This window comes from Pseudomonas sp. DWRC2-2 (assembly GCF_049897885.1).
GTDB classification, from domain to species: domain Bacteria; phylum Pseudomonadota; class Gammaproteobacteria; order Pseudomonadales; family Pseudomonadaceae; genus Aquipseudomonas; species Aquipseudomonas azotoformans_A.
In genome coordinates, this window is the sequence record NZ_JAFCXD010000001.1 from 78,172 (window position 1) to 97,346 (window position 19,175).

Sequence of the window (19,175 nt, forward strand, 5' to 3'; positions counted from 1 at the left end):
GTTACCGTGCCAGCACTTACAGAACGAGAACACCTATGGACACAACGACTCAAGGCAGTTGCCTCTGCGGTGCAATCACTTATCAAGTCGCGACACCACTCAAGGCCGCCACCCACTGCCACTGCAAAAAATGCCAGAAAGGGCATGGCGCGGCGTTCGCAACGTATGCCAGCGCGCGCCGATCAGACGTGACGATCCAGGCTGTGCGTGACACGCTGAAAAGCTATGAATCTTCGCCAGGTATCACCCGTCAATTCTGCTCGGAATGCGGTTCATCGCTGTTCTGGAGCGACGCTAAAGGAGAGTATCCAGAGTGGATTTCGATTGCGCTGGGCACTCTCGATACCCCCTTCAAGGTACAGAACCAGGCGCACAGTTGCATTGAGTCCAAGGCACCCTGGCTTGATGGACAGTTCCTTTGAGTCCGCTCAATGCAAACGTCTCGATACGCAAACTGGAGTAACTTTCAGTATAGGTCCCAGCCTTTCAAGGTCCTTAGGTAGAACTGGCGATAAGCACCCTGTGGCGAGCGGGCTTGTCCCGCGTTGGGCTGCAAAGCAGCCCCAGCACCAGCGACCGAAGAAGGCCTGACTCACCGCATTCCTCCTTCTAGGGTCGCTTCGCAACCCAACGCGGGCGGTGCGACGATTCGACAAGCCCGCTCGCCACAAGAGAACCAATGTGGGGCTCGACGGCCCCACATTGGGTTTTGCAGTGGTAGAAAGGTCGTTACATCAACGGAATCGAGTAGTTCACAAACACCCGATTCTGGTCCTGGTCCCGCGCCACTTCACTGCGCGACACGCCGTTGCGCCAACCGAACCCGACGTTCTTGAAGGTGCCGCTTTGCACCACGTAATCCAGCGAGATATCACGCTCCCACTCGCTGGCGTCGTTGCCGCTGGCGGTGAGGATGTGGTCGCCCTTCAAGTACATCACCGACGCCTTCAACCCCGGCACGCCGAGTGACGCGAAGTCGTAGGCGTATTGCGCAAAGGCAGTGCGCTCGCCGGCCTGGATGAAGGTTTGCACGGTACGGTCGGTGTAAAGGTACAGGCTGGAACCGCCCTCCCCTTTGTTCACCAAACCGCCCTGGTTGAGCTGGGCGAAGTTGCTGTCGTCCGAGACTTGCTGGTAGCCGGCGGTGATCGCGTGCGGGCCCAGGGAGTAGATGAACGCCGCGCTCCAGGTGTTGTTGTCGATTTCACCGGTGCCATTCTTGGTATAGCCGCCGAGCTTGTAACCTTCAGCACGGCCAGAAGCGCTGCTGTTCTTGCCGTCGGAGGTGGTCTTGAAGTAGCGCAGGTCGGTTTTCAACGAGCCGTAGTCGCCCAGCGGCAATACGTGGATCAGCCCGGCGAAGTGCTGTTGATAATAGTCTTCGAGGTTGGCGTAGTAGTACTGGACCATCAGGTCCTTGGTCACTTGGTAATCGGCACCGGCGTAGTTGAATTTGTTGCTTTCCTGGGTGCCGCCCGCCGCCGCAAGGCCGCTGCGGTCGCTGGAGCCACGGCCGGTGGTGTGTTGCAGTTGGCCGCCGACCAGGGTCAGGTTGTCGATGTCCTTGCTGGTGATTTGCCCACCTTCGAACGACTGCGGCAACAGGCGCCCGTCGTTGCTCACCAGGATCGGCAGGTTCGGCCGCAGGTAGCCGTAGCGCAGTTCGCTCTTGGCAAAACGCGCCTTGGCCGTGGCGCCGCCACGGGCCCAGTTGTCGGTGGCCTTGCCGTCGTCGTTGGGGATCATCGAGCTGCCCACGTGGCGGCCGGCGCCGCTGTCCAGGGTGATGCCGAGCATGCCGATCGCGTCGAGACCAAAACCGACGGTGCCGTCGGTGAAGCCCGATTGGTAGTTGAGGATGAACGCCTGGCCCCACTCTTCGGTCTTCGACGGTGCGGCGGTGCCGTCCCGGTTGTCGTTGTTGAAGTAGAAATTGCGCATACTCAAGTTGGCTTTACTGTCGCTCAAGAAATCAGCCGACGCCAAAGGGCTCAGGGCGACGCCCAGGCCGCCGGTCAACACGCTTAACACATTCAAAGTGGCTTTCATCACAACCTCAGTCAATTAACCCATGAGCGTCATAAAACGGATAAGGCCCCGGGTACTCCCCGAATACGCCGTTGTGGCTGATCAAACCCTGTTGCGCCTCCCAGCGATGCAACAGATAGCCCGCCGGCTCCAGGTTGAAATGCGCGGGCGCCGCTTCTTGTAGGTCCAACACGATCTGGTGCGAGGTGCCGGGGCATACACAACTCAGGCTGCCGCCGAAACGGCGCTGCATCGGCCGGTGCAAATGCCCGCACAGCAGGCGCTCCACTTGCGGATGACGGGCGACGACCTGCTCCAGCGCCGCCGCGTTGATGAAGGGCTCGCGGTCCATATGGCCGATGCCGCTGATAAACGGCGGGTGATGCAAAATCAGCAAGGTCGGCGCCTGCGGACGCAGCGACAATTGCGCGTCCAGCCAGTGCAATTGGCTGTCGAGCAACTGGCCGCCGTGGCCGCCGGGGATGGTGGAGTCCAGACCAATCAGGCGCAGCGGATGCTCGTCCACCACCCAGTCCAAGGGCCCCTCTGCGGACAAGGGCAAATACGCGTGATCCCGGAACGCCTCCAGCAGCGGCCCGCGCGTGTCGTGGTTGCCGGGCACCAGGTAGCACGGCATGCGCAGGCGGGCGAGTTCGGGGTGCAGCACGGCATATTCATCGGCGCGGCCGAAGTCCACTAGGTCACCGCTGATCACCACGATATCGGGGCGTGGGTAACTGGCGTTGAGGTGGTCGACGGCGCGGCGCAGTGCGCCCAAGGTATCCACCACTCCATAAGTGAGGCGCTGGCCGGCTTTAAGGTGCAGGTCGCTGATCTGCGCGACAAGAAACGGACGATTCACAGAAGATTCTCAAGCATTCAGGGTGAACAACATGTGCGGCGCAATCGCCAGGGCGATCGGCGCGCCGACGGCGTACAGCTGGTTGTCGCTGCTGTCGACCAGCAGCGGTTGCGGGCCGCCCACATCCACCAGCAAGCGGCTTTGTGCGCCCTGGAAAAACTGCGCCAGCAGATGGCCGTGCAGGTGCCCTTCTCCCTCCATCACCTTCAGGTGTTCCGGGCGGCAATAGACCGTGCTGGGCCGCTCGGCGGCCTGCCACGGCAACTCGCCGCCGCAGACTTTCAAGCCATGGGCCGAGGGCTCGATTACCTCGAAGGCATTGAGGTTGCCGACGAAGCCCGCGACGAAGGCGTTGGCGGGTTTCTGGTAGATGTCACGCGGGCTGGCCAGTTGCGCGACACGGCCGTGCTCCATGACCAGGATGCGGTCGCCCAGGGCCATGGCTTCACCCTGGTCGTGAGTGACGAACACCGAGGTGATGCCAAGGCCGCGCAGCAGGTCATTCAGTTCGCTGCGCAGGCGTTCGCGCAATTGCGCGTCGAGGGCCGCCAGAGGTTCGTCCAGCAACAGCACTTTCGGACGCGGCGCCAAGGCACGGGCCAATGCCACGCGCTGGCGCTGGCCGCCGGAGAGTTCGTGGATGCTGCGCTTGCCGTGATGCTGCAAGCCCACCAGCTCCAGCAACTCGTCGCAGCGCTTGTTGCGCTCAGGCACCGACATCCCGCGAATCTTCAAGCCGTAGACGATATTTCCCGCCACATCCAGGTTGGGAAACAACGCGTAGTTCTGGAACACCATGCCCACGTCGCGACGCTCGATGGGCAGGCGCGTCACGTTCTGGTCACCGAACAACACCTGGCCCACATCCGGGCGCTCCAGGCCGGCGATCAAGCGCAAGGTGGTGGTCTTGCCACAGCCGGACGGGCCGAGAATCGCCAGGGTTTCGCCGCCTTCGACGGTCAGGTTCAAGTCATGCACAGCCACGGTGCCGTCGGCGAACGCCTTGCGACAGCCTTGCAGGCGGATAGTGATAGCGGTCATCGACGCTCTCCACGGGACAAACGAGCGCTGATGGCCTGCAACGCAATCAGCAGCGGCACGATCATCAGCAAAAAGATAAGGGTGTAGGCGCTGGCAATTTCCAGGCGCGCCGAGGCGTAGCTGTCGGCCAGGCCCACGGGCAGCGTCTTGGTCATGGGGGTGTGAAGCATCCAGGTCAGGTTGAATTCACCCAGGGACAAGGTCACCACCATCAGCACGCCCGCCAGGATTCCCGCGCGGCAGTTGGGCACCACCACACTGAAAAAGCGCTTGATCGGACCGGCGCCCAAACTGGCCGCCGCCTCTTCCAGCACCGGCAGTTGCTGGCGCTGCATCACCGCCATCACCGGGCGTACCAAAAACGGCAAGGTGAACAGCACATGCCCGACCAGGATGAACAGCCAACTGCTGCGAAAGCTGCCGAACTGGCCGTAGGTGAGCAGCAACGCCAACGCACTGGCCAACCCCGGCATCGCCACGGGCAGCACCATCAGTTCTTCGAAGGCGCGGCTGAAGCGGTTGTTCATCCGCACCAGGGCGTAGGCCGCCGGCACGCCAATCACGCAGACACACACCGCGCAGGCCAGCGCCAATTGCAGCGACAACCACACAGTGGGCGAATAGGCCTGCCACACCTGGACCAACCAATCGAAGGTCAAGCCACTGGACAGACCGACGAAGAAGTTGCGGGTCAAACCCGCCAGCAACGACATCACCACCGGCACCAACATGAAGGCGCACACCAGCAGGGTAAACAGCAGTTGCAGCACAAACAGCGATGAGCGTTTCACAGCACAGTCCCCGCGTTTTTCACCAGGCGCCGGGTCAGCAGCAACACCGCCCAGGTCACCGCGCCAAGCACCACCGACAGCGCAGCGGCGACGGCAAAGTTGGCGTAGTTGGTGAATACGTTGTAGATCGCCACCGGGGTGACATTCAGTCGCGTGCCCAAGGTAAACGCCGTGCCGAAGGCGCCCATGGACGTGGCAAAACAGATCGCCCCGCAGGACGCCAACGCGGGCGCCAGGCCCGGCACGATCACGTCACACACCACGCGCCAATGCCCGGCACCCAGGGAGTGCGCGGCCTCTTCCAGGCTGCGATCAAGGCTCTCGCAGGCCGCCATCACCGTGAGGATCACCCGTGGAATCGAGAAGTACAGGTAGCCCACGAACAGCCCCGCCAGCGAGTAGGCAAAGATCCAGCGCTCGCCAGCCAGTTGCAGGCCCAGTGAGGCCAGCAAGCCTTGGCGGCCGGCCAGCAGAATCACCAGAAAGCCCACCACCACACCGGGAAAGGCCAACGGAAAGGTGAGCAACGCCACCAGCGCCGAGCGCCCGAAAAACTGATGGCGGGCGAGGAACACACCGCTGATGCCGCCGATCACCAGGGCCACCAGCGTCACCACCACGGCCAGGATCAGCGTTTGCCCAAGGCTGCCCAAGTACTGCGCGCTGCTGAGCACCTGCCAGTAACCGCTGCCGTTGCTGTCGCGACTCTCGGCGCCGAGCACCATCAAGTGCGCCAGCGGCAACAGCCAAAAGGCGAGCAGCACCGCAAAGGCCGGGGCCAATGCCCAGGCGGCATGTTTTGCCGATGCTGCCACTTACTTGACCTCGTTCAGGTAACGGGCGGCGAAGGCTTCCTGCACAGCGGCCATTTTTTCGTAGTCCACCACCCCGGCGCGGGCGTAGTCGCTGTCGGGCAGGAACTGTGCGGCCACGTCAGCCGGCATTTTCATCGGGCGCACCGGGCGCAGGTAGGCCTTGGCCCAGAGTGCCTGACCTTCGTCCGACAGCACGAAGTCGAGGACCTTTTGCGCATTGGCGCGGTGCGGTGCGTTGGCCACCAGGCTCATCACGTAGGGCACGCTGATGCTGCCTTCCTTCGGGATCACGAAGGCGACGTTAGCCTTGTCTTTGTAGCGCGCGCGGTAGGCGTTGAAGTCGTAGTCCACCAGGATCGGCAACTCACCGGACAGCACCCGCGCATAGGCGGTTTGCTTGGGCACGATGGGGGTGTTCTTCGCCAACTTCTGGAAGTAGTCGATGGCCGGTGCGAAGTTGTCCAGGTCGCCGCCCAGGGCGCGGTTGATCGCCACGGCCGACACGTAGCCGACGAAGGCGCTGGACGGGTCGAGGTAACCAACCATGCCTTTGTATTCGGGCTTGAGCAGGTCCGCCCAGCTTTGCGGCACCGGCAAACCACCCAGCGCATCAACATTGACCATGATGCCCAAGGTGCCGGAGTGGATCGCGAACCAATGGCCGGCCGGGTCTTTCAAGCCAGCGGGAATCTGCTCCCAGGCATTGGGTTTATAGGTGTCGACCACCTCGGCTTTTTGTGCCTGCAGGCCGAAGGTCACGCCGTAGTACACGACGTCGGCCACCGGCGCGGCTTTTTCCGCCACCAACTGCGCCAGCGACTGGCCGGAGTTCTTGTTGTCCAGCGGTACTTGCACGCCGGTGCTGGCGGCGATGGCCTTGAGCTGGGTGCCCCAGTCGGCCCAGTCCGGCGGGCAGTTGTAGCAGATCGCAGTTTCGGCGGCCTGGGCCAGGCTGGCCGCACCGCACAGCAGCACGGCTGCCAGGGTTTTACTGAGTGCGCGCATCAAGGGTTTCCTCGTGGGGTTGAGTACTGTCGCCCGGCCGGATATGGCAAGGCAGGCAATGGGACGTCGGGGCGTTGCCGGCGATCTGCGCCAGCAGTTGGTCAATCACGGTGCTGGCCAGCAAGGCGATGGGCTGCACCATGCTGCACAGGGTCGGGTGCATCTGGGTGCCGAGGCTGATGCCGTCGAAGCCCATCACCGACAGTTGTTCGGGCACGTTCCAGGCGTTGCGGCGCAGTTCGGCGATCAGGCTGATCGCCAGGAAATCGTTGGAGCACACCAATGCAGTCGGGGCCTGGGCGCCTCGCAAAAAGGGTTCGATGGCGGCGAATTCGGCCTGGGTGTGGGCCGGCATTTCGATCACCGCGCGGGGTTCCAGGCTGTATTCGCGCATGGCGTCGCAATAACCGGCGTAGCGCAGGCGGGCACGGTCGGACTGCAACGCAGGGCCGGCGACCATGCCGATGCGTCGGTGCCCGGCTTCCAGCAGGTAACGCGTGGCCAGCGCCATGCCCGCGCGGTTGTCCACCGACACGGCGCTGTAGTTGGGATTGCTCGGTTGGTGATAAGCCAGCACGAACGGGGTTTGCTCGGTGTTCAGGCTGCTGAGCACGCTGTTGCTCTCGGCATCGGTGACTGTCAGCACCAGACCATCAACACGCTGGCGCAACAGTTCTTCCACCACGATGCATTCGCGCTCGCTGCTGTAATCGGTGGTCGCCAGCAACAGGCTATAGCCCCGCGCCCGAGCGGCGCGCTCCATGGCCTGGAACTGTTCGGCAAACACCGGGTTGAGCAGGTTGGGCACCACCACGCCGATCAACTGGGTGGTTTGCAGGCGCAGCTGGCGGCCCAGCAGATTGGGGCGAAAACCCAGCTCACGGGCGGCGGCGAACACCTGCTCACGGGTGGTCGGGCGCACCTGGTCAGGGGAAGCAAAAGTGCGGGCGGCGGTGGCGCGGGATACGCCCGCCAGCCGGGCTACGTCTTTCAGGTCAGTCATTGTCACTCGCTTGAGATCGATCTCATTGGCGAGGACAGTAGCGGGGGAATGTGGCAGTTCGGCGGTAAGGAGATGACAGTTTGATGGCACCTGGCTTGCTACCCATTGATCCGGGGTATGCCCATAGATGGTCATACTCAGCGGGTATCATTGAAACCCAGGGCAGCAAAATCCGCCCACTAACCTTTCGATTCGATCCAAGTGCGGGCACAATGCGTGTCCTTTTTTGGCAGGCACCGCCGCAGGCTCTCAAAAATGATCAAAACGCCGTACTACCTCATCGATAAACAGAAGCTTCTGGTCAACATGCAGAAGATTGCTTACGTGCGCGAGCAGTCCGGCGCCAAGGCGTTGCTGGCGCTCAAGTGCTTTGCCACCTGGTCGGTGTTCGACCTGATGCAGCAATACATGGACGGCACCACCTCGTCGTCGCTGTATGAGCTCAAGCTCGGTCGCCAGAAGTTCGAAGGCGAGGCACACGCCTACAGCGTGGCCTGGGCCGACGATGAAATCGAAGAGATGCTGGATAACTGCGACAAGATCATCTTCAACTCGATCAGCCAGCTGCAGCGTTTTGCCGAACGTTCCGAAGGCAAGACCCGCGGCCTGCGCGTCAACCCGCAGGTGAGCAGCTCCGACTACCTGCTGGCCGACCCGGCGCGCCCGTTCAGCCGCTTGGGCGAATGGGACCCGGTGAAGATCGAAGGCGTGATCGAGCAGATCTCCGGCTTCATGTTCCACAACAACTGCGAGAACGGCGATTTCAGCCTGTTCGACAAGATGCTGGGCACCATCGAAGAACGCTTCGGCGCGCTGCTGCACAAGGTCGAGTGGGTCAGCCTCGGCGGCGGCATTCACTTCACCGGTGAAGACTATGCGGTGGACGCGTTCTGCGCACGCCTGAAGGCGTTCTCCGAAAAGTACGGCGTGCAGGTGTACCTGGAACCCGGCGAAGCGGCGATCACCAACAGCGCCTCCCTGGAAGTCACCGTGCTCGACACCCTCTACAACGGCAAGCACCTCGCCGTGGTAGACAGCTCCATCGAAGCCCACCTGCTGGACCTGCTGATCTATCGCCTCAACGCCAAGCTGGCGCCAAGCGACGGTGAACACACCTTCATGGTGTGCGGCAAATCCTGCCTGGCCGGGGACATCTTCGGCGAGTATCAATTTGATCGTCCGCTGGCCATCGGCGATCGGCTGTCGTTCATCGACACCGCAGGCTACACCATGGTCAAGAAAAACTGGTTCAACGGCCTGAAAATGCCGTCCATCGTAGTGAAACAACTCGACGGTACAGTCGAGGTGGTTCGTGAATTTGGTTACGACGACTACCTGTCCAGCCTTTCGTAAGCTGGCGGATAAAGGAGAGATAAAGCAATTGAAAAAGAACGTTCTTATCATTGGTGCAGGAGGTGTCGCCAAGGTGGTGGCCCACAAGTGCGCGCAGCACAACGACGAACTCGGTCGTATTGCTATCGCGTCGCGCAACATCTCCAAATGCCAGGCCATCATCGACAGCGTCAAGGCCAAGGGTAGCCTCAAGGTTCCCGCCGACATCCAAGCCTTCGCGCTGAACGCCCTGGACGTGGAAGCGACCAAGGCCCTGATCCGCGAGACCGACTCGCAGATCGTCATCAACGTAGGTTCCGCGTTCCTCAACATGTCGGTACTGCGTGCCTGCATCGACACGGGCGTTGCCTACCTCGACACCGCCATCCACGAAGAGCCGGGCAAGGTCTGCGAGACCCCGCCGTGGTACGGCAACTACGAATGGAACCACCTGGAAGAGTGCAAACAGAAGAACATCACCGCCATCCTTGGCGTGGGCTTCGACCCGGGTGTCGTCAACGCGTACGCCGCGCTGGCGCAGCAACAGCATTTCGACCGCATTGATTCGATCGACATCCTCGACGTCAATGCCGGCTCCCATGGCAAATACTTCGCCACCAACTTCGACCCGGAAATCAACTTCCGCGAGTTCACCGGACAGGTGTGGAGCTGGCAGAACAGCCAGTGGACCAGCAACACCATGTTCGAAGTCAAACGCACTGATGACCTGCCGGTCGTCGGTTCGCAGAACCTCTACCTCACCGGCCACGATGAAGTGCACTCGCTGTCGAAAAATCTCGACGTGCCCAACGTGCGTTTCTGGATGAGCTTCGGCGAACACTACATCAACGTGTTCACCGTGCTGAAAAACCTCGGCCTGCTCTCCGAAAAGCCGGTCACCACCGCCGAAGGCCTGGAAGTCGTGCCGTTGAAACTGGTCAAGGCCGTGCTGCCCGACCCGTCTTCGCTCGCCCCCGGCTACACCGGCAAGACCTGCATCGGTGACCTGGTCAAGGGCACCAAAAATGGCCAGCCCCACGAGATGTTCATCTACAACGTGGCCTGCCATGAAGAAGCCTTCGCTGAAACTGACAGCCAGGGCATCTCCTACACCGCAGGCGTGCCACCGGTGGCCGCTGCGCTGCTGGTTGCCCGTGGCGAATGGGATGTGAAACACATGGCCAACGTCGAGGAACTGCCGGCCGAGCCGTTCCTGAAAGCGCTGGACGTGATGGGGTTGCCGACTCGGATCAAAGACGAGAACGGTGATCGGGCTTGGGATGCGATTGCCTGATTAGGCGATAGCGACCCGAACAAAAAAATGCGCCTCCAGGGGCGCATTTTTTGTTTGAGGAAAACACACATCTCAAACCCAATGAAATTCCAAATGTGGAATCGTCGCACCGCCGCTCCCACAGGGGATCTCTAGTGAATTTGAAATAGCGGATTATTCCAAGTTCCGCGCTGAATTGCTCAGCGCTCTTGAGCATTGCAACAACGCCGGCGCCAACTGCTTCTCCGCATCCGCCCTGCTCCACCGACTGGTCGGCGCCACCACATGCACCGCCGCCACCGGCCGGCCATTGGCACCCAACACCGGCGCGCCGATGGTCATGTCGCCCAGGAACAGCTCCTGGCCATTCACCGCGTAGCCCTGCTCGCGCACCTGTTGCAACGACTCCAGAATCTGCTCGATGTCAGTCAACGTCTGGCTGGTGTGGGCAATGCGCTGGCTGTTCTCGATCAACACCAACGCCTCGTCCTGCGGCAACGCGCTCAAATACGCGCGCCCCGACGCCGTGCAATACATCGGCACCCGCGAACCGATCGGCATGTGCACCGGCACGAACCCTGAGCTGACAAACCGCGCGATATAGGTCATGTCGTAGCCCGCAGGCTCGGTGAGGCATGACGTTTCGCCAGTCAACCGCGTCAGCTCCGACAGAAACGGGTTGGCCACCTCGATCAACGAATGCGCATCCAGATAACTGAACCCCAACTCCAGCACCCGGGGTGTGAGTTGGTAATGCCGTGTGCGGGAGTGTTTCCGAAGGTAACCCAGGCTTTCCAGGGTAAACACCATGCGCTGGGCCGAGCTTTTGGTCATGCCAGCAGCCTCGGCCACCTCTGCAAGGCTCATGCTGCGGCGCTGTGCGCTGAATGCCTTGAGCACCGACAGGCCTTTTTCCAGGGATTGGTTGTGCAGACTGTTGCGTTCTTCGGACATGGCGGACTCGCGGTCAGGTCGATCAGGCGTGGCGTTATTTCTACCTCAAATCACAAAAATAGACCATTAAATATCGCATATCGATACGAACAGTTCATTTTGTCTATTTTTAATAGCGAATATCGATTCTTATCAATCGAAATGGCACAGAGCTTGCGATTTCATCAATAACCGCTCGCGGTACTGACGATCCGTTTTCCTTCTGGAGTAACCCGATGAACAGTCTTTCGCCCTTGTTTCGCCGCCTTGCCTTCGGTCTGTGCGCCGCCGTTTGTGTCAGCGCCGCGCACGCAGACAGTGCGTCCTCGTACAAAGTCGGTGCAACGGCCAGTGGCTCGCCGTTTACCTTTCTTGACATCAAGAGCAACAGCATCCAGGGCGTGATGGTGGATGTGGCTGAGGCCGTGGGCAAGGCTGGCGGGTTCACCAGCCAGATCGAACAGACCAACTTTGCCGCGCTGATTCCATCGCTCACCTCGGGCAAGCTGGACTTCATCTCCGCCGGCATGCTCAAGACCGAAGAGCGCACCAAGGTGGTCGACTTCAGCGCGCCGGTATATGCCTACGGTGAAGGCCTGATCGTCAATGCCGACGACAACACCGCCTACCCGGACCTCATGCCACTCAAGGACCAGGTGGTCGGCGTGCAGGCTGGCACCGTCTTCTATGACCAACTGAACAAGCTCGGCATCTTCAAGGAAATCCGCACCTACGACTCCATCGGCGAGATGGTCCGCGACCTGTCCCTGGGCCGCATCAAGGCCGCCGTGGGCGACCAGCCGGTGGTGGCCTACCAGATCCGCCAGAAGCTGTTCAAAGGCGTGAAACTCGCCCCGGACTACAAGCCCACCAATGTCGGCGAAGTGTGCCTGGTGGTGCGCAAGGGTGACGCACAGACTCTGGAGCGCCTGAACTCCGCCATCGCCAGCATCAAGGCTGACGGCACCCTGGACAGCATCCTCAAGAAGTGGGGACTTGATACCCAGGTGCACCCATGAACCCGGCTGAGTTCCTGCAAAACGCCCAGGACTTCTTGCCGATCCTGCTGCAAGGCGCCTGGGTGACGATCCAGATCACGGTGCTGTCGTTCCTGCTCAGCAGTGCGATCGGCCTGGTGCTGGCGCTGCTCAAGCTGTCGCCGATCCGCGCGCTGTCGTGGACGGCCAGCACCATCATCAACGTGATTCGTGGCCTGCCGATCATTGTGCAGCTGTTCTACATCTACTTCGTGCTGCCGGACATGGGCGTGCACCTCACCGCGTTCTACGCGGGCGTGATCGGCATGGGCATCGCCTACTCGGCGTACCAGGCCGAAAACTTCCGCACCGGCATCATTGCCGTCGAACAGGGCCAGCGCGAGGCCGCCGAAGCCTTGGGCATGCGCTCGGCACTGATGATGCGCCGGGTGATCCTGCCGCAAGCGTTTCGCATCGCCCTGCCGCCCTACGGCAACACGCTGGTGATGATGCTCAAGGACTCGTCGCTGGTATCGACTATTACCGTGGCCGAGATGACCCGCCAGGGCCAACTCATCGCCTCGTCCACTTTCCAGAACATGACCGTCTACACCCTGGTCGCCCTGCTCTACCTGCTGATGAGCCTGCCGCTGGTGTATGGCCTGCGCCGCATGGAACAGCACCTGGGCCGGAGGAAAAAAGCATGATCGAAATTCGCCAACTGCAAAAACATTACGGCAGCCACCGCGTGCTGCACGGCGTCGACCTGGACGTGGCCAAGGGCGAAGTGGTGTGCCTGATCGGCCCTTCGGGTTCAGGCAAGTCCACCTTGCTGCGCTGCATCAATGCGCTGGAAGCTTATGACGGCGGCGTCATCACCGTGTTCGGCCAAACCGTACAACGCGGCAGCAAGACCGTGCACGCCCTGCGCAGCCGAATGGGCATGGTGTTCCAGCGCTTCAACCTGTTCCCCCATCGCACCGTGCTGGAAAACGTCATGGAAGGCCCGGTGTATGTCAAAGGCGAACCTGCGCAACAGGCCCGCGAGGAAGCCCTGGTGTTGCTGAAAAAGGTCGGCTTGAGTGCCAAGGCCGACGCCTACCCGGAGCAACTCTCCGGTGGCCAGCAACAACGCGTAGCCATCGCCCGCGCCCTGGCGATGAAACCCGAGGCGATGCTGTTCGATGAACCCACCTCAGCCCTCGACCCGGAGCTGGTCGGTGATGTGCTGGCGGTGATGCGCACCCTGGCGGATGAGGGCATGACCATGATCGTGGTGACGCATGAAATGGGCTTTGCCCGCGAAGTGGCCGACCGCGTGTGCTTCCTGCATGGCGGCTACATCGTCGAAAGCGGCGCGGCGGAGCAGGTGCTGGGCAATCCGCAGCATCCACGCACCCAGGACTTCCTGCGCCGTGTGCTGCATCCCACTGGCGATACGCGGAGCCTGTCATGAAATCATTGTGGTCGGCGACCGCGCCGTCGGTAGTGCCGACGCCAGCGTTAAGTGAATCGGTGAAGGTCGATGTGGCGATTGTCGGTGCGGGCTATACCGGCTTGTCCACGGCGCTGCATTTGGCCGAGCGAGGCGTGAGCGTCTGCGTGTTGGAAGCCAATGAGCCGGGTTGGGGTGCATCCGGGCGCAACGGTGGGCAGGTCAATCCGACGCTCAAATATGACCCGGAACAACTGGTGCAGATGTATGGACCGGAACGCGCCGAGCCGTTGATCTCAACCGTGTCGAACTCGGCGGACCTGGTGTTCAAGCTGATCGAAAAACACCGCATCGATTGCGCCCCGGTACGCAAGGGTTGGATGCAGGTGTCGTACACCGAAAAAGGCGTCGCCGGATTGCATGCGCGGGCAGATCAGTGGGCCCGACGTGGTGTGCCGGTACAGCAGTTGGATGCAGCGGCGGTGGCTTCGCGAATGGGCAGTGACGCGTTTGCCGGTGGTTGGCTGGACGGCCGCGCCGGCGCGATTCAGCCGTTGGCGTATGCCCGTGGGTTGGTGGGCGCAGCGTTGGCGGCGGGTGTAAGGATTCATGGGCAGAGTGCAGTGACAGGCTTGCAGCGTCAGGGGTTCGGCTGGCAATTGCAGACCGCCTCCGGTGCGCAGGTGACCGCTGACCAAGTGGTGCTCGCCACCAACGGCTACAGCGGCAACCTGTGGCCGGGCATGGCGCAAAGCATCCTGGCGGCCAACAGTTTTATCGTCGCCACCAAGCCTCTGACGGGGCGTGCGGCCGAGAGCATTCTGCCGGGCCAGGAAACCGTCTCTACCGCACAAAGGCTGCTGCTGTACTTTCGCAAAGACAGCCATGGGCGCTTGTTGATGGGCGGACGCGGGCTGTTCAACGACCCCACCTCGCCCACGGACTTTGCTCACCTAGAGCGTTCGTTGGCGCTGCTGTTTCCGCAGTTGGGACCATTGGAGTTCGAATACCGCTGGGCTGGGCGTATAGCGATCACGCGGGACTTCATGCCCCATGTCCACGAACCTGCGCCAGGCCTCACGTTGGCGCTGGGTTGTAATGGTCGGGGGATTGCGCTGTGTACCAGCCTGGGGCAGCAACTGGCGGAGCGGTTGTGTGACCGCAAGGCAGAGTTTGCCTACCCGGTGACGGCGTTGCAGCGCTTGCCGATGCATGGGTTGCAGCGGTTTTATATTGGGGCGGGGGTAGCGTGGTACAGCCTGCTGGATCGGCTCAATGTGAGCTGATCCTGCGCTCATCATTTCGTCACAAACCTGGCGTAGGCTCGCGGCCTTCAGATCTCAAGGATGAGCCCCCCTTTTATCGTGATTGGGCTTGCTTCGCGCCAGCGCAATGGACCCGCCACGGCATTTACCGAACAAACGGCGATGCCTGTGGCTGATGCTGGATGTGTTCGTGAAGCCACGCAAAACCCAGGCCTGATCGATCAGCACGGTTCGGTGACTACACACCCAGGTGCATCAACGCCGCTAATGCATCTGTGATCAACGCCTTAAGAACGGGCGTTGATTTGGCCTGCATGCGATCACTCACTTCTTGCTGCTTGGCTGTCACTTTGCTGGCGTACTTCGAGGCCGGCCCCTCGGCGGCCAGGGACGCCACCTCCTCATCGCTGAACGACTGCTGGTAAGCCTCAGCCAGGTTCAAGTCCCACAGGGGCTGGTACTTAGGCAACAATTGCGTGATTTGCTCATCGAGCGCCTTCCTAGCCCCGGCCGGCCCGATCTTTTCGGCAACCATCGCGTAAGCCACCGTCGTCTTCGCCAAGACTTGTGCAAACTGCTGCAGGTTCTTGCCCAGGTGCTGTTTGGCGACAAAATCACGGGCAGCGGGTGAAACCGTAGTGTCGGCGGAGGCGACGCTGGCGAGCGCCAGCAGCAATAGAAAGGCGAAGGCAGTGAAAGTCCGTTTCATGGTGCATATCCTTGGGGGTAGCCATCAGCGTAGCGGCGCAAGATGGCGGTTTAATGTCATGCGCGAAATCGTCCAACGCTGGCTAGTCTCGGACTTTTCCGACAAGGCTTTCAGGTTGTCGCTCGGAACTTCGCTGACTAACCTCCCCACCGTCGCTGCCAATTCAGCGGCCGGATTTGACCGTCCGACCTTGTTAACGAACTGCTACGCCCTGCACCATCTCAGGCGTTTTTTTTGTGCCTGAGGTATTGTGTCGCGGCAGTTGTGCGCGGGATACCTTCGGGTATGCCGGGTTCGTTGACAACCGGTCGGTCAACCCGCGTACAGCTGCCACCCACTTCGTTTGACCGCGAATGCTGGCGGCTCCACTTGTCAACGGAGTTCGACGATGAACAGAAATAGCCAGAATCCTGCAGAACACCTCTTCATCCTGAGAGCTGACCTCGATACTGAAACTTTATTGGCCAACGCAGCCCAGGATCTGGCCAGTATCAGTGACATAGCTATCCACCTCGCTTTTGAAATCGACGGTGCGCAACGCAATATTGCGCTAGGTATCTGCCGTATGCTGGATGGTGTGCAACTACTGGTGAACAAGGTGTTACACGAAAAAAACCCAGTTAAATAACTCATTAGGAAGCGCCCCCATGCTCCATGTTATGCATGGGGGCTCTACAGTGAGCCTTCGAAATAATGGCGTAAATTCTACCCAAAATAGAGTCGCCCCCCTACCATATAAAGTAAAAAAGGGCAGCCCTCTAAAACCTTTAGCTTTTTTAAAACGCTAAAAAGTTAAAAGCCTTTTCTCATCGAAAGTCTCGCCTAGCAATACCCTCTAGTTTGTCCGCTGGAAGTGTGCCGTAGAGCTCAGAAATCTCCCTAGGCTCCGCAATCATCTTTACCGAAATAAAATTTATCAACTTAAAAAGCTTAAAAACTATTTCTTTATCATCCTTCAAATCAATCGAACCAAGATGAACAGCCTCATTCCCTATGACACGCACACTGTCAAGTGCCTCTTGAACCTTAGCCGGTAAACCTTTGGCTACTAGAGAAGCCACATCTGCGTTTATGTTTTTCCCAGGCTCACCTAAAAAACGGCATAGTTTTTGTAAAGCGAGACGCAGCAGAGCCGCAGCCCCGCGAGGAGAGAAATTGGCGATTAGACGGGCTTCCTCATAATCCTCTTGTATATCAAGAGGCAAATCTGAATTTGGATTCTCAATAGACGAGTGCACGGGATAAACCATTGAATCCCCGTGCCAAATTGTAGGTTCATTGCAGGCTTCACAACGCGAAATTAAAAAATCTCTGTTTTGATATATTCCACCGAAACCATCTTTCTCCGTTGACCCGGACATATAATACCAATCCTGTTTGGCGTATATTCCACACCGAGTGCAATTGAACGCCTCTCCCTGCAGAGCTGGAGGAACATGATTTTTTTTAGCCATAATCTATCTCGTTGTTGACCGAACAAATAACGCCCATCTAAAACCCACAGATGAAATTTAAAAGTTATCTTCTCGACTTCTACCTTTTATATAATCACAATGTTCAAGAAGCGTATTAAGTGCAATAGCATACTCCCTACCCTCCGCGCGCGACCACTCTCTTGGGTCTGCCCACCCCAGCGACTTAAGCCTTGCACTAAAAAACAACTCTCTATCATACTCCTCAATAGCATACGCGGCTTTTTGCCACTTACTAGACAACAGTCTTTCGGTAGCTCTGCTCGCATCTCCAAGTTCCCTGTCGTAAAGATATGCTTTAGTAGCGAGCACCGCTTCCATTACTAACTCGATTGCAGCCCTACGATGAAGGTCCTTTTCGATGCCTTCAGACCTTATACCTCTCCACATTTTAACAACTTCAACTAACGCACCGTATGGCATATTCTACCTTCCTTAGTAACAACAATATCTGTTATGTAAATCACGATAGCTTTACAAACTAATCTATTACTCAATAAATCAGTCAACAGCTTTTTCACATGACGAAAGACAGCATAGACCGACCCAAGACCAAAATGCCATCACAAAATTAAACCATCATGGGCAACACAAGATCATGTCGAAAAAACGGTTGAATATCTCGCATCATTACAGAAGCCTCTGAGGAAAGGTGTCGAGAATTCATCACCTTAATTTTTCACCCTCAAAACACCGACCACCCAATCCGCTCACTCAACAACTCCAACGCCTTCATCCCCGCCAGCGAATTCCCCGCAGCGTTCAACTCCGGCGACCACACGCACACCGTGAACTGCCCCGGCACCACTGCAACAATCCCGCCCCCAACCCCGCTCTTGCCGGGCAACCCGACGCGATAGGCAAAATTGCCCGCCTCGTCATACAGCCCGCTGGTGGCCATGATCGAGTTGACCTGCTTGGTCTGGCGCGCCGTCAAAATCTGCTCGCCGCTGTGGGCGCTTATGCCCTCGTTGGCGAGGAAGCTGAATGCGCGGGCCAAGTCCAGGCAGCTCATCTGCAACGCGCAGTAGTTGAAGTAGCTGTGCAGCACCGCATCCACATCGTTGTGGAAGTTGCCGAACGATTTCATCAGATAGGCCATGGCCGCGTTACGCGCACCGTGTTGCGCTTCGGACTCGGCGACGATGCTGTTGACCAGGATTTGTGGGTTACCCGACAGGCGCCGTACAAAGTCGCGCATCGACAAGATCGGCACGGCAAAGCGCGACTGGTTGATGTCGCAGATCACCAGCGCACCGGCATTGATGAACGGATTACGCGGGCGGCCGCGCTCGAATTCCAGCTGCACCATGGAGTTGAACGGCTGTCCGGAAGGCTCATGCCCCAGGCGCTCCCAGATGGTTTCACCGCCGTGGTCGATGGCTTGCACCAGGCTGAACACCTTGGAAATGCTCTGCACCGAAAATAAGGTGTCGGCGTCGCCGGCGCAATAGGCCGTGCCATCGTTGCCGTACACGGCGATGCCCAGTTGGTTGGCCGGCACGTCGGCCAGCGCGGGGATGTAGTCGGCAACCTTGCCGAGGCCGATCAGGGGGCGCACTTCGTCGAGGATCGAGGAGAGCATCGCCTGCATGTCTTGTCCGGTCATTTGTCTTTGAATCGGTGGAAAAAGAGGCGCGGAGGATACCTGAAACACCCAGGTCAGGTGGCGTACTACAGAACGTGCAGCCTCCCCCGTCCCCCCTGTGGCGAGCGGGAACTTCCTCGTCACAGCACGACCGTGCGGGCGTTCAAAAGTGCGCCACATCCGACACCCGCTCATCCAGCACATCCCGCGCCAGCGCCCAGGCCTGGTCCTTGGATTCCACCACCAACAGCGGATAGCCCCAGGCCTTGCCGAACATCACGGCAAACGGCTTGAGCGCCAGGCGCTGTGCAGCGCTGGGTTCCACCTGGATCATGCCTCGGACGTAGGTGCGCAGCGCCTGTTTGTTTTTCTTCATCCAGATCGAGGCTTGCTTGCGCTCTTCGTGGGAGTGTTCGTGGTTGTTTTCGTCCACGGATTTTTCATGCAGCAGCAGGAAGGGTTGCTGGCGGGCCAGCAGGTTTTCGAAGACCAGGAAGGCATCCTCCTGCCCGCCCTCGTTGGGCGCGTCGAAAACGATTTTCACCACCGGGAATGTTGTGCTGTCGAGTCGCATGGCAGAGCTCCTTGTTGATAATGGCTCTCACTTTAACGATCCACCCACTGGACGGCATTGCACAGAATAGCC

At 59.6% G+C, this 19,175-nt stretch carries 21 protein-coding genes; 8 read left to right on the forward strand and 13 right to left on the reverse strand.

From position 1 onward, the window contains the following. Positions 1–35: 35 nt before the first annotated feature. Complete coding sequence (locus ACP7EW_RS00420; RefSeq protein ID WP_426214504.1) at positions 36–422, forward strand: GFA family protein; 387 nt, start codon at positions 36–38, stop codon at positions 420–422. Positions 423–729: 307 nt separating this feature from the next. On the opposite strand, the gene ACP7EW_RS00425 is transcribed toward ACP7EW_RS00420, so the two are convergent. From ACP7EW_RS00425 to ACP7EW_RS00455, 7 genes are read right to left on the reverse strand one after another with little or no spacing between them, the layout of a single operon-like run. Further along, entirely contained in the window at positions 730–2,049 is a 1,320-nt protein-coding gene (locus tag ACP7EW_RS00425) for an OprD family porin (protein WP_426214506.1), read from the reverse strand. Positions 2,050–2,056: 7 nt separating this feature from the next. After that, positions 2,057–2,890 (reverse strand): phosphodiesterase, encoded by an 834-nt coding sequence (locus ACP7EW_RS00430; RefSeq protein ID WP_426214508.1) that lies wholly within the window; start codon positions 2,888–2,890, stop codon positions 2,057–2,059. 9 nt (positions 2,891–2,899) lie between these two features. Then, positions 2,900–3,931, reverse strand: a complete 1,032-nt coding sequence (locus ACP7EW_RS00435) for an ABC transporter ATP-binding protein (RefSeq protein WP_426214510.1) — start codon at positions 3,929–3,931, stop codon at positions 2,900–2,902. After that, positions 3,928–4,722 carry an ABC transporter permease gene (locus tag ACP7EW_RS00440; protein WP_038846943.1) on the reverse strand — a complete coding sequence of 265 codons (795 nt, stop codon included), beginning with the start codon at positions 4,720–4,722 and terminating at the stop codon, positions 3,928–3,930. The genes ACP7EW_RS00435 and ACP7EW_RS00440 overlap by 4 nt, the downstream gene beginning before the upstream one ends. Continuing rightward, complete coding sequence (locus tag ACP7EW_RS00445; protein WP_269130992.1) at positions 4,719–5,537, reverse strand: ABC transporter permease; 819 nt, start codon at positions 5,535–5,537, stop codon at positions 4,719–4,721. Before ACP7EW_RS00445 ends, ACP7EW_RS00440 begins: the two co-directional genes overlap by 4 nt. Further along, on the reverse strand, positions 5,538–6,542 hold the full coding sequence (locus ACP7EW_RS00450; RefSeq protein WP_426214513.1) for an ABC transporter substrate-binding protein: 1,005 nt from the start codon (positions 6,540–6,542) through the stop codon (positions 5,538–5,540). Further along, positions 6,526–7,545, reverse strand: a complete 1,020-nt coding sequence (locus tag ACP7EW_RS00455; RefSeq protein WP_426214515.1) for a LacI family DNA-binding transcriptional regulator — start codon at positions 7,543–7,545, stop codon at positions 6,526–6,528. Before ACP7EW_RS00455 ends, ACP7EW_RS00450 begins: the two co-directional genes overlap by 17 nt. Positions 7,546–7,800: 255 nt before the next feature. On the opposite strand from ACP7EW_RS00455, the gene ACP7EW_RS00460 reads away from it, so the two are divergent. Both ACP7EW_RS00460 and ACP7EW_RS00465 read left to right on the forward strand, forming a co-directional pair. Then, positions 7,801–8,898, forward strand: coding sequence for a carboxynorspermidine decarboxylase (locus ACP7EW_RS00460; RefSeq protein WP_028616547.1), 1,098 nt, complete (start codon positions 7,801–7,803; stop codon positions 8,896–8,898). Between the two features lie 28 nt (positions 8,899–8,926). Continuing rightward, positions 8,927–10,171: a saccharopine dehydrogenase family protein gene (locus ACP7EW_RS00465; RefSeq protein WP_033896713.1), complete on the forward strand. Its 1,245-nt coding sequence runs from the start codon at positions 8,927–8,929 to the stop codon at positions 10,169–10,171. Between the two features lie 153 nt (positions 10,172–10,324). Here ACP7EW_RS00465 and ACP7EW_RS00470 read toward each other — a convergent pair whose 3' ends face one another. After that, positions 10,325–11,104, reverse strand: coding sequence for an IclR family transcriptional regulator (locus ACP7EW_RS00470; protein WP_426214516.1), 780 nt, complete (start codon positions 11,102–11,104; stop codon positions 10,325–10,327). Positions 11,105–11,319: 215 nt separating this feature from the next. Here ACP7EW_RS00470 and ACP7EW_RS00475 point away from each other — a divergent pair, with 215 nt between their 5' ends. From ACP7EW_RS00475 to ACP7EW_RS00490, 4 genes are read left to right on the forward strand one after another with little or no spacing between them, the layout of a single operon-like run. Continuing rightward, positions 11,320–12,102 carry an ABC transporter substrate-binding protein gene (locus ACP7EW_RS00475; protein WP_426214518.1) on the forward strand — a complete coding sequence of 261 codons (783 nt, stop codon included), beginning with the start codon at positions 11,320–11,322 and terminating at the stop codon, positions 12,100–12,102. Next, a complete protein-coding gene (locus ACP7EW_RS00480; protein ID WP_034106261.1) occupies positions 12,099–12,767 on the forward strand; it encodes an amino acid ABC transporter permease in 669 nt (222 codons plus the stop codon). Before ACP7EW_RS00475 ends, ACP7EW_RS00480 begins: the two co-directional genes overlap by 4 nt. Continuing rightward, positions 12,764–13,516 carry an amino acid ABC transporter ATP-binding protein gene (locus ACP7EW_RS00485; protein WP_426214521.1) on the forward strand — a complete coding sequence of 251 codons (753 nt, stop codon included), beginning with the start codon at positions 12,764–12,766 and terminating at the stop codon, positions 13,514–13,516. The genes ACP7EW_RS00480 and ACP7EW_RS00485 overlap by 4 nt, the downstream gene beginning before the upstream one ends. Then, complete coding sequence (locus ACP7EW_RS00490; RefSeq protein WP_426214523.1) at positions 13,513–14,781, forward strand: NAD(P)/FAD-dependent oxidoreductase; 1,269 nt, start codon at positions 13,513–13,515, stop codon at positions 14,779–14,781. Before ACP7EW_RS00485 ends, ACP7EW_RS00490 begins: the two co-directional genes overlap by 4 nt. 217 nt (positions 14,782–14,998) lie before the next feature. Here the strand turns inward: ACP7EW_RS00490 and ACP7EW_RS00495 are convergent, their stop codons facing one another. Further along, positions 14,999–15,469, reverse strand: a complete 471-nt coding sequence (locus ACP7EW_RS00495; RefSeq protein ID WP_426214525.1) for a hypothetical protein — start codon at positions 15,467–15,469, stop codon at positions 14,999–15,001. Between the two features lie 388 nt (positions 15,470–15,857). Between ACP7EW_RS00495 and ACP7EW_RS00500 the strand changes: the two genes are divergently transcribed. Further along, on the forward strand, positions 15,858–16,097 hold the full coding sequence (locus ACP7EW_RS00500) for a DUF6124 family protein (protein WP_426214527.1): 240 nt from the start codon (positions 15,858–15,860) through the stop codon (positions 16,095–16,097). A gap of 178 nt (positions 16,098–16,275) precedes the next feature. On the opposite strand, the gene ACP7EW_RS00505 is transcribed toward ACP7EW_RS00500, so the two are convergent. The 4 genes from ACP7EW_RS00505 to ACP7EW_RS00520 form a co-directional block, all read right to left on the reverse strand. Continuing rightward, positions 16,276–16,923 carry a DUF4145 domain-containing protein gene (locus ACP7EW_RS00505; RefSeq protein WP_426214529.1) on the reverse strand — a complete coding sequence of 216 codons (648 nt, stop codon included), beginning with the start codon at positions 16,921–16,923 and terminating at the stop codon, positions 16,276–16,278. Positions 16,924–16,980: 57 nt separating this feature from the next. Then, on the reverse strand, positions 16,981–17,364 hold the full coding sequence (locus tag ACP7EW_RS00510; protein ID WP_426214531.1) for a hypothetical protein: 384 nt from the start codon (positions 17,362–17,364) through the stop codon (positions 16,981–16,983). A gap of 262 nt (positions 17,365–17,626) precedes the next feature. After that, entirely contained in the window at positions 17,627–18,535 is a 909-nt protein-coding gene (gene glsB, locus ACP7EW_RS00515) for a glutaminase B (protein WP_033896725.1), read from the reverse strand. Positions 18,536–18,692: 157 nt separating this feature from the next. Then, entirely contained in the window at positions 18,693–19,103 is a 411-nt protein-coding gene (locus ACP7EW_RS00520) for a hypothetical protein (protein WP_033896726.1), read from the reverse strand. Between the last annotated feature and the right edge of the window lie 72 nt (positions 19,104–19,175).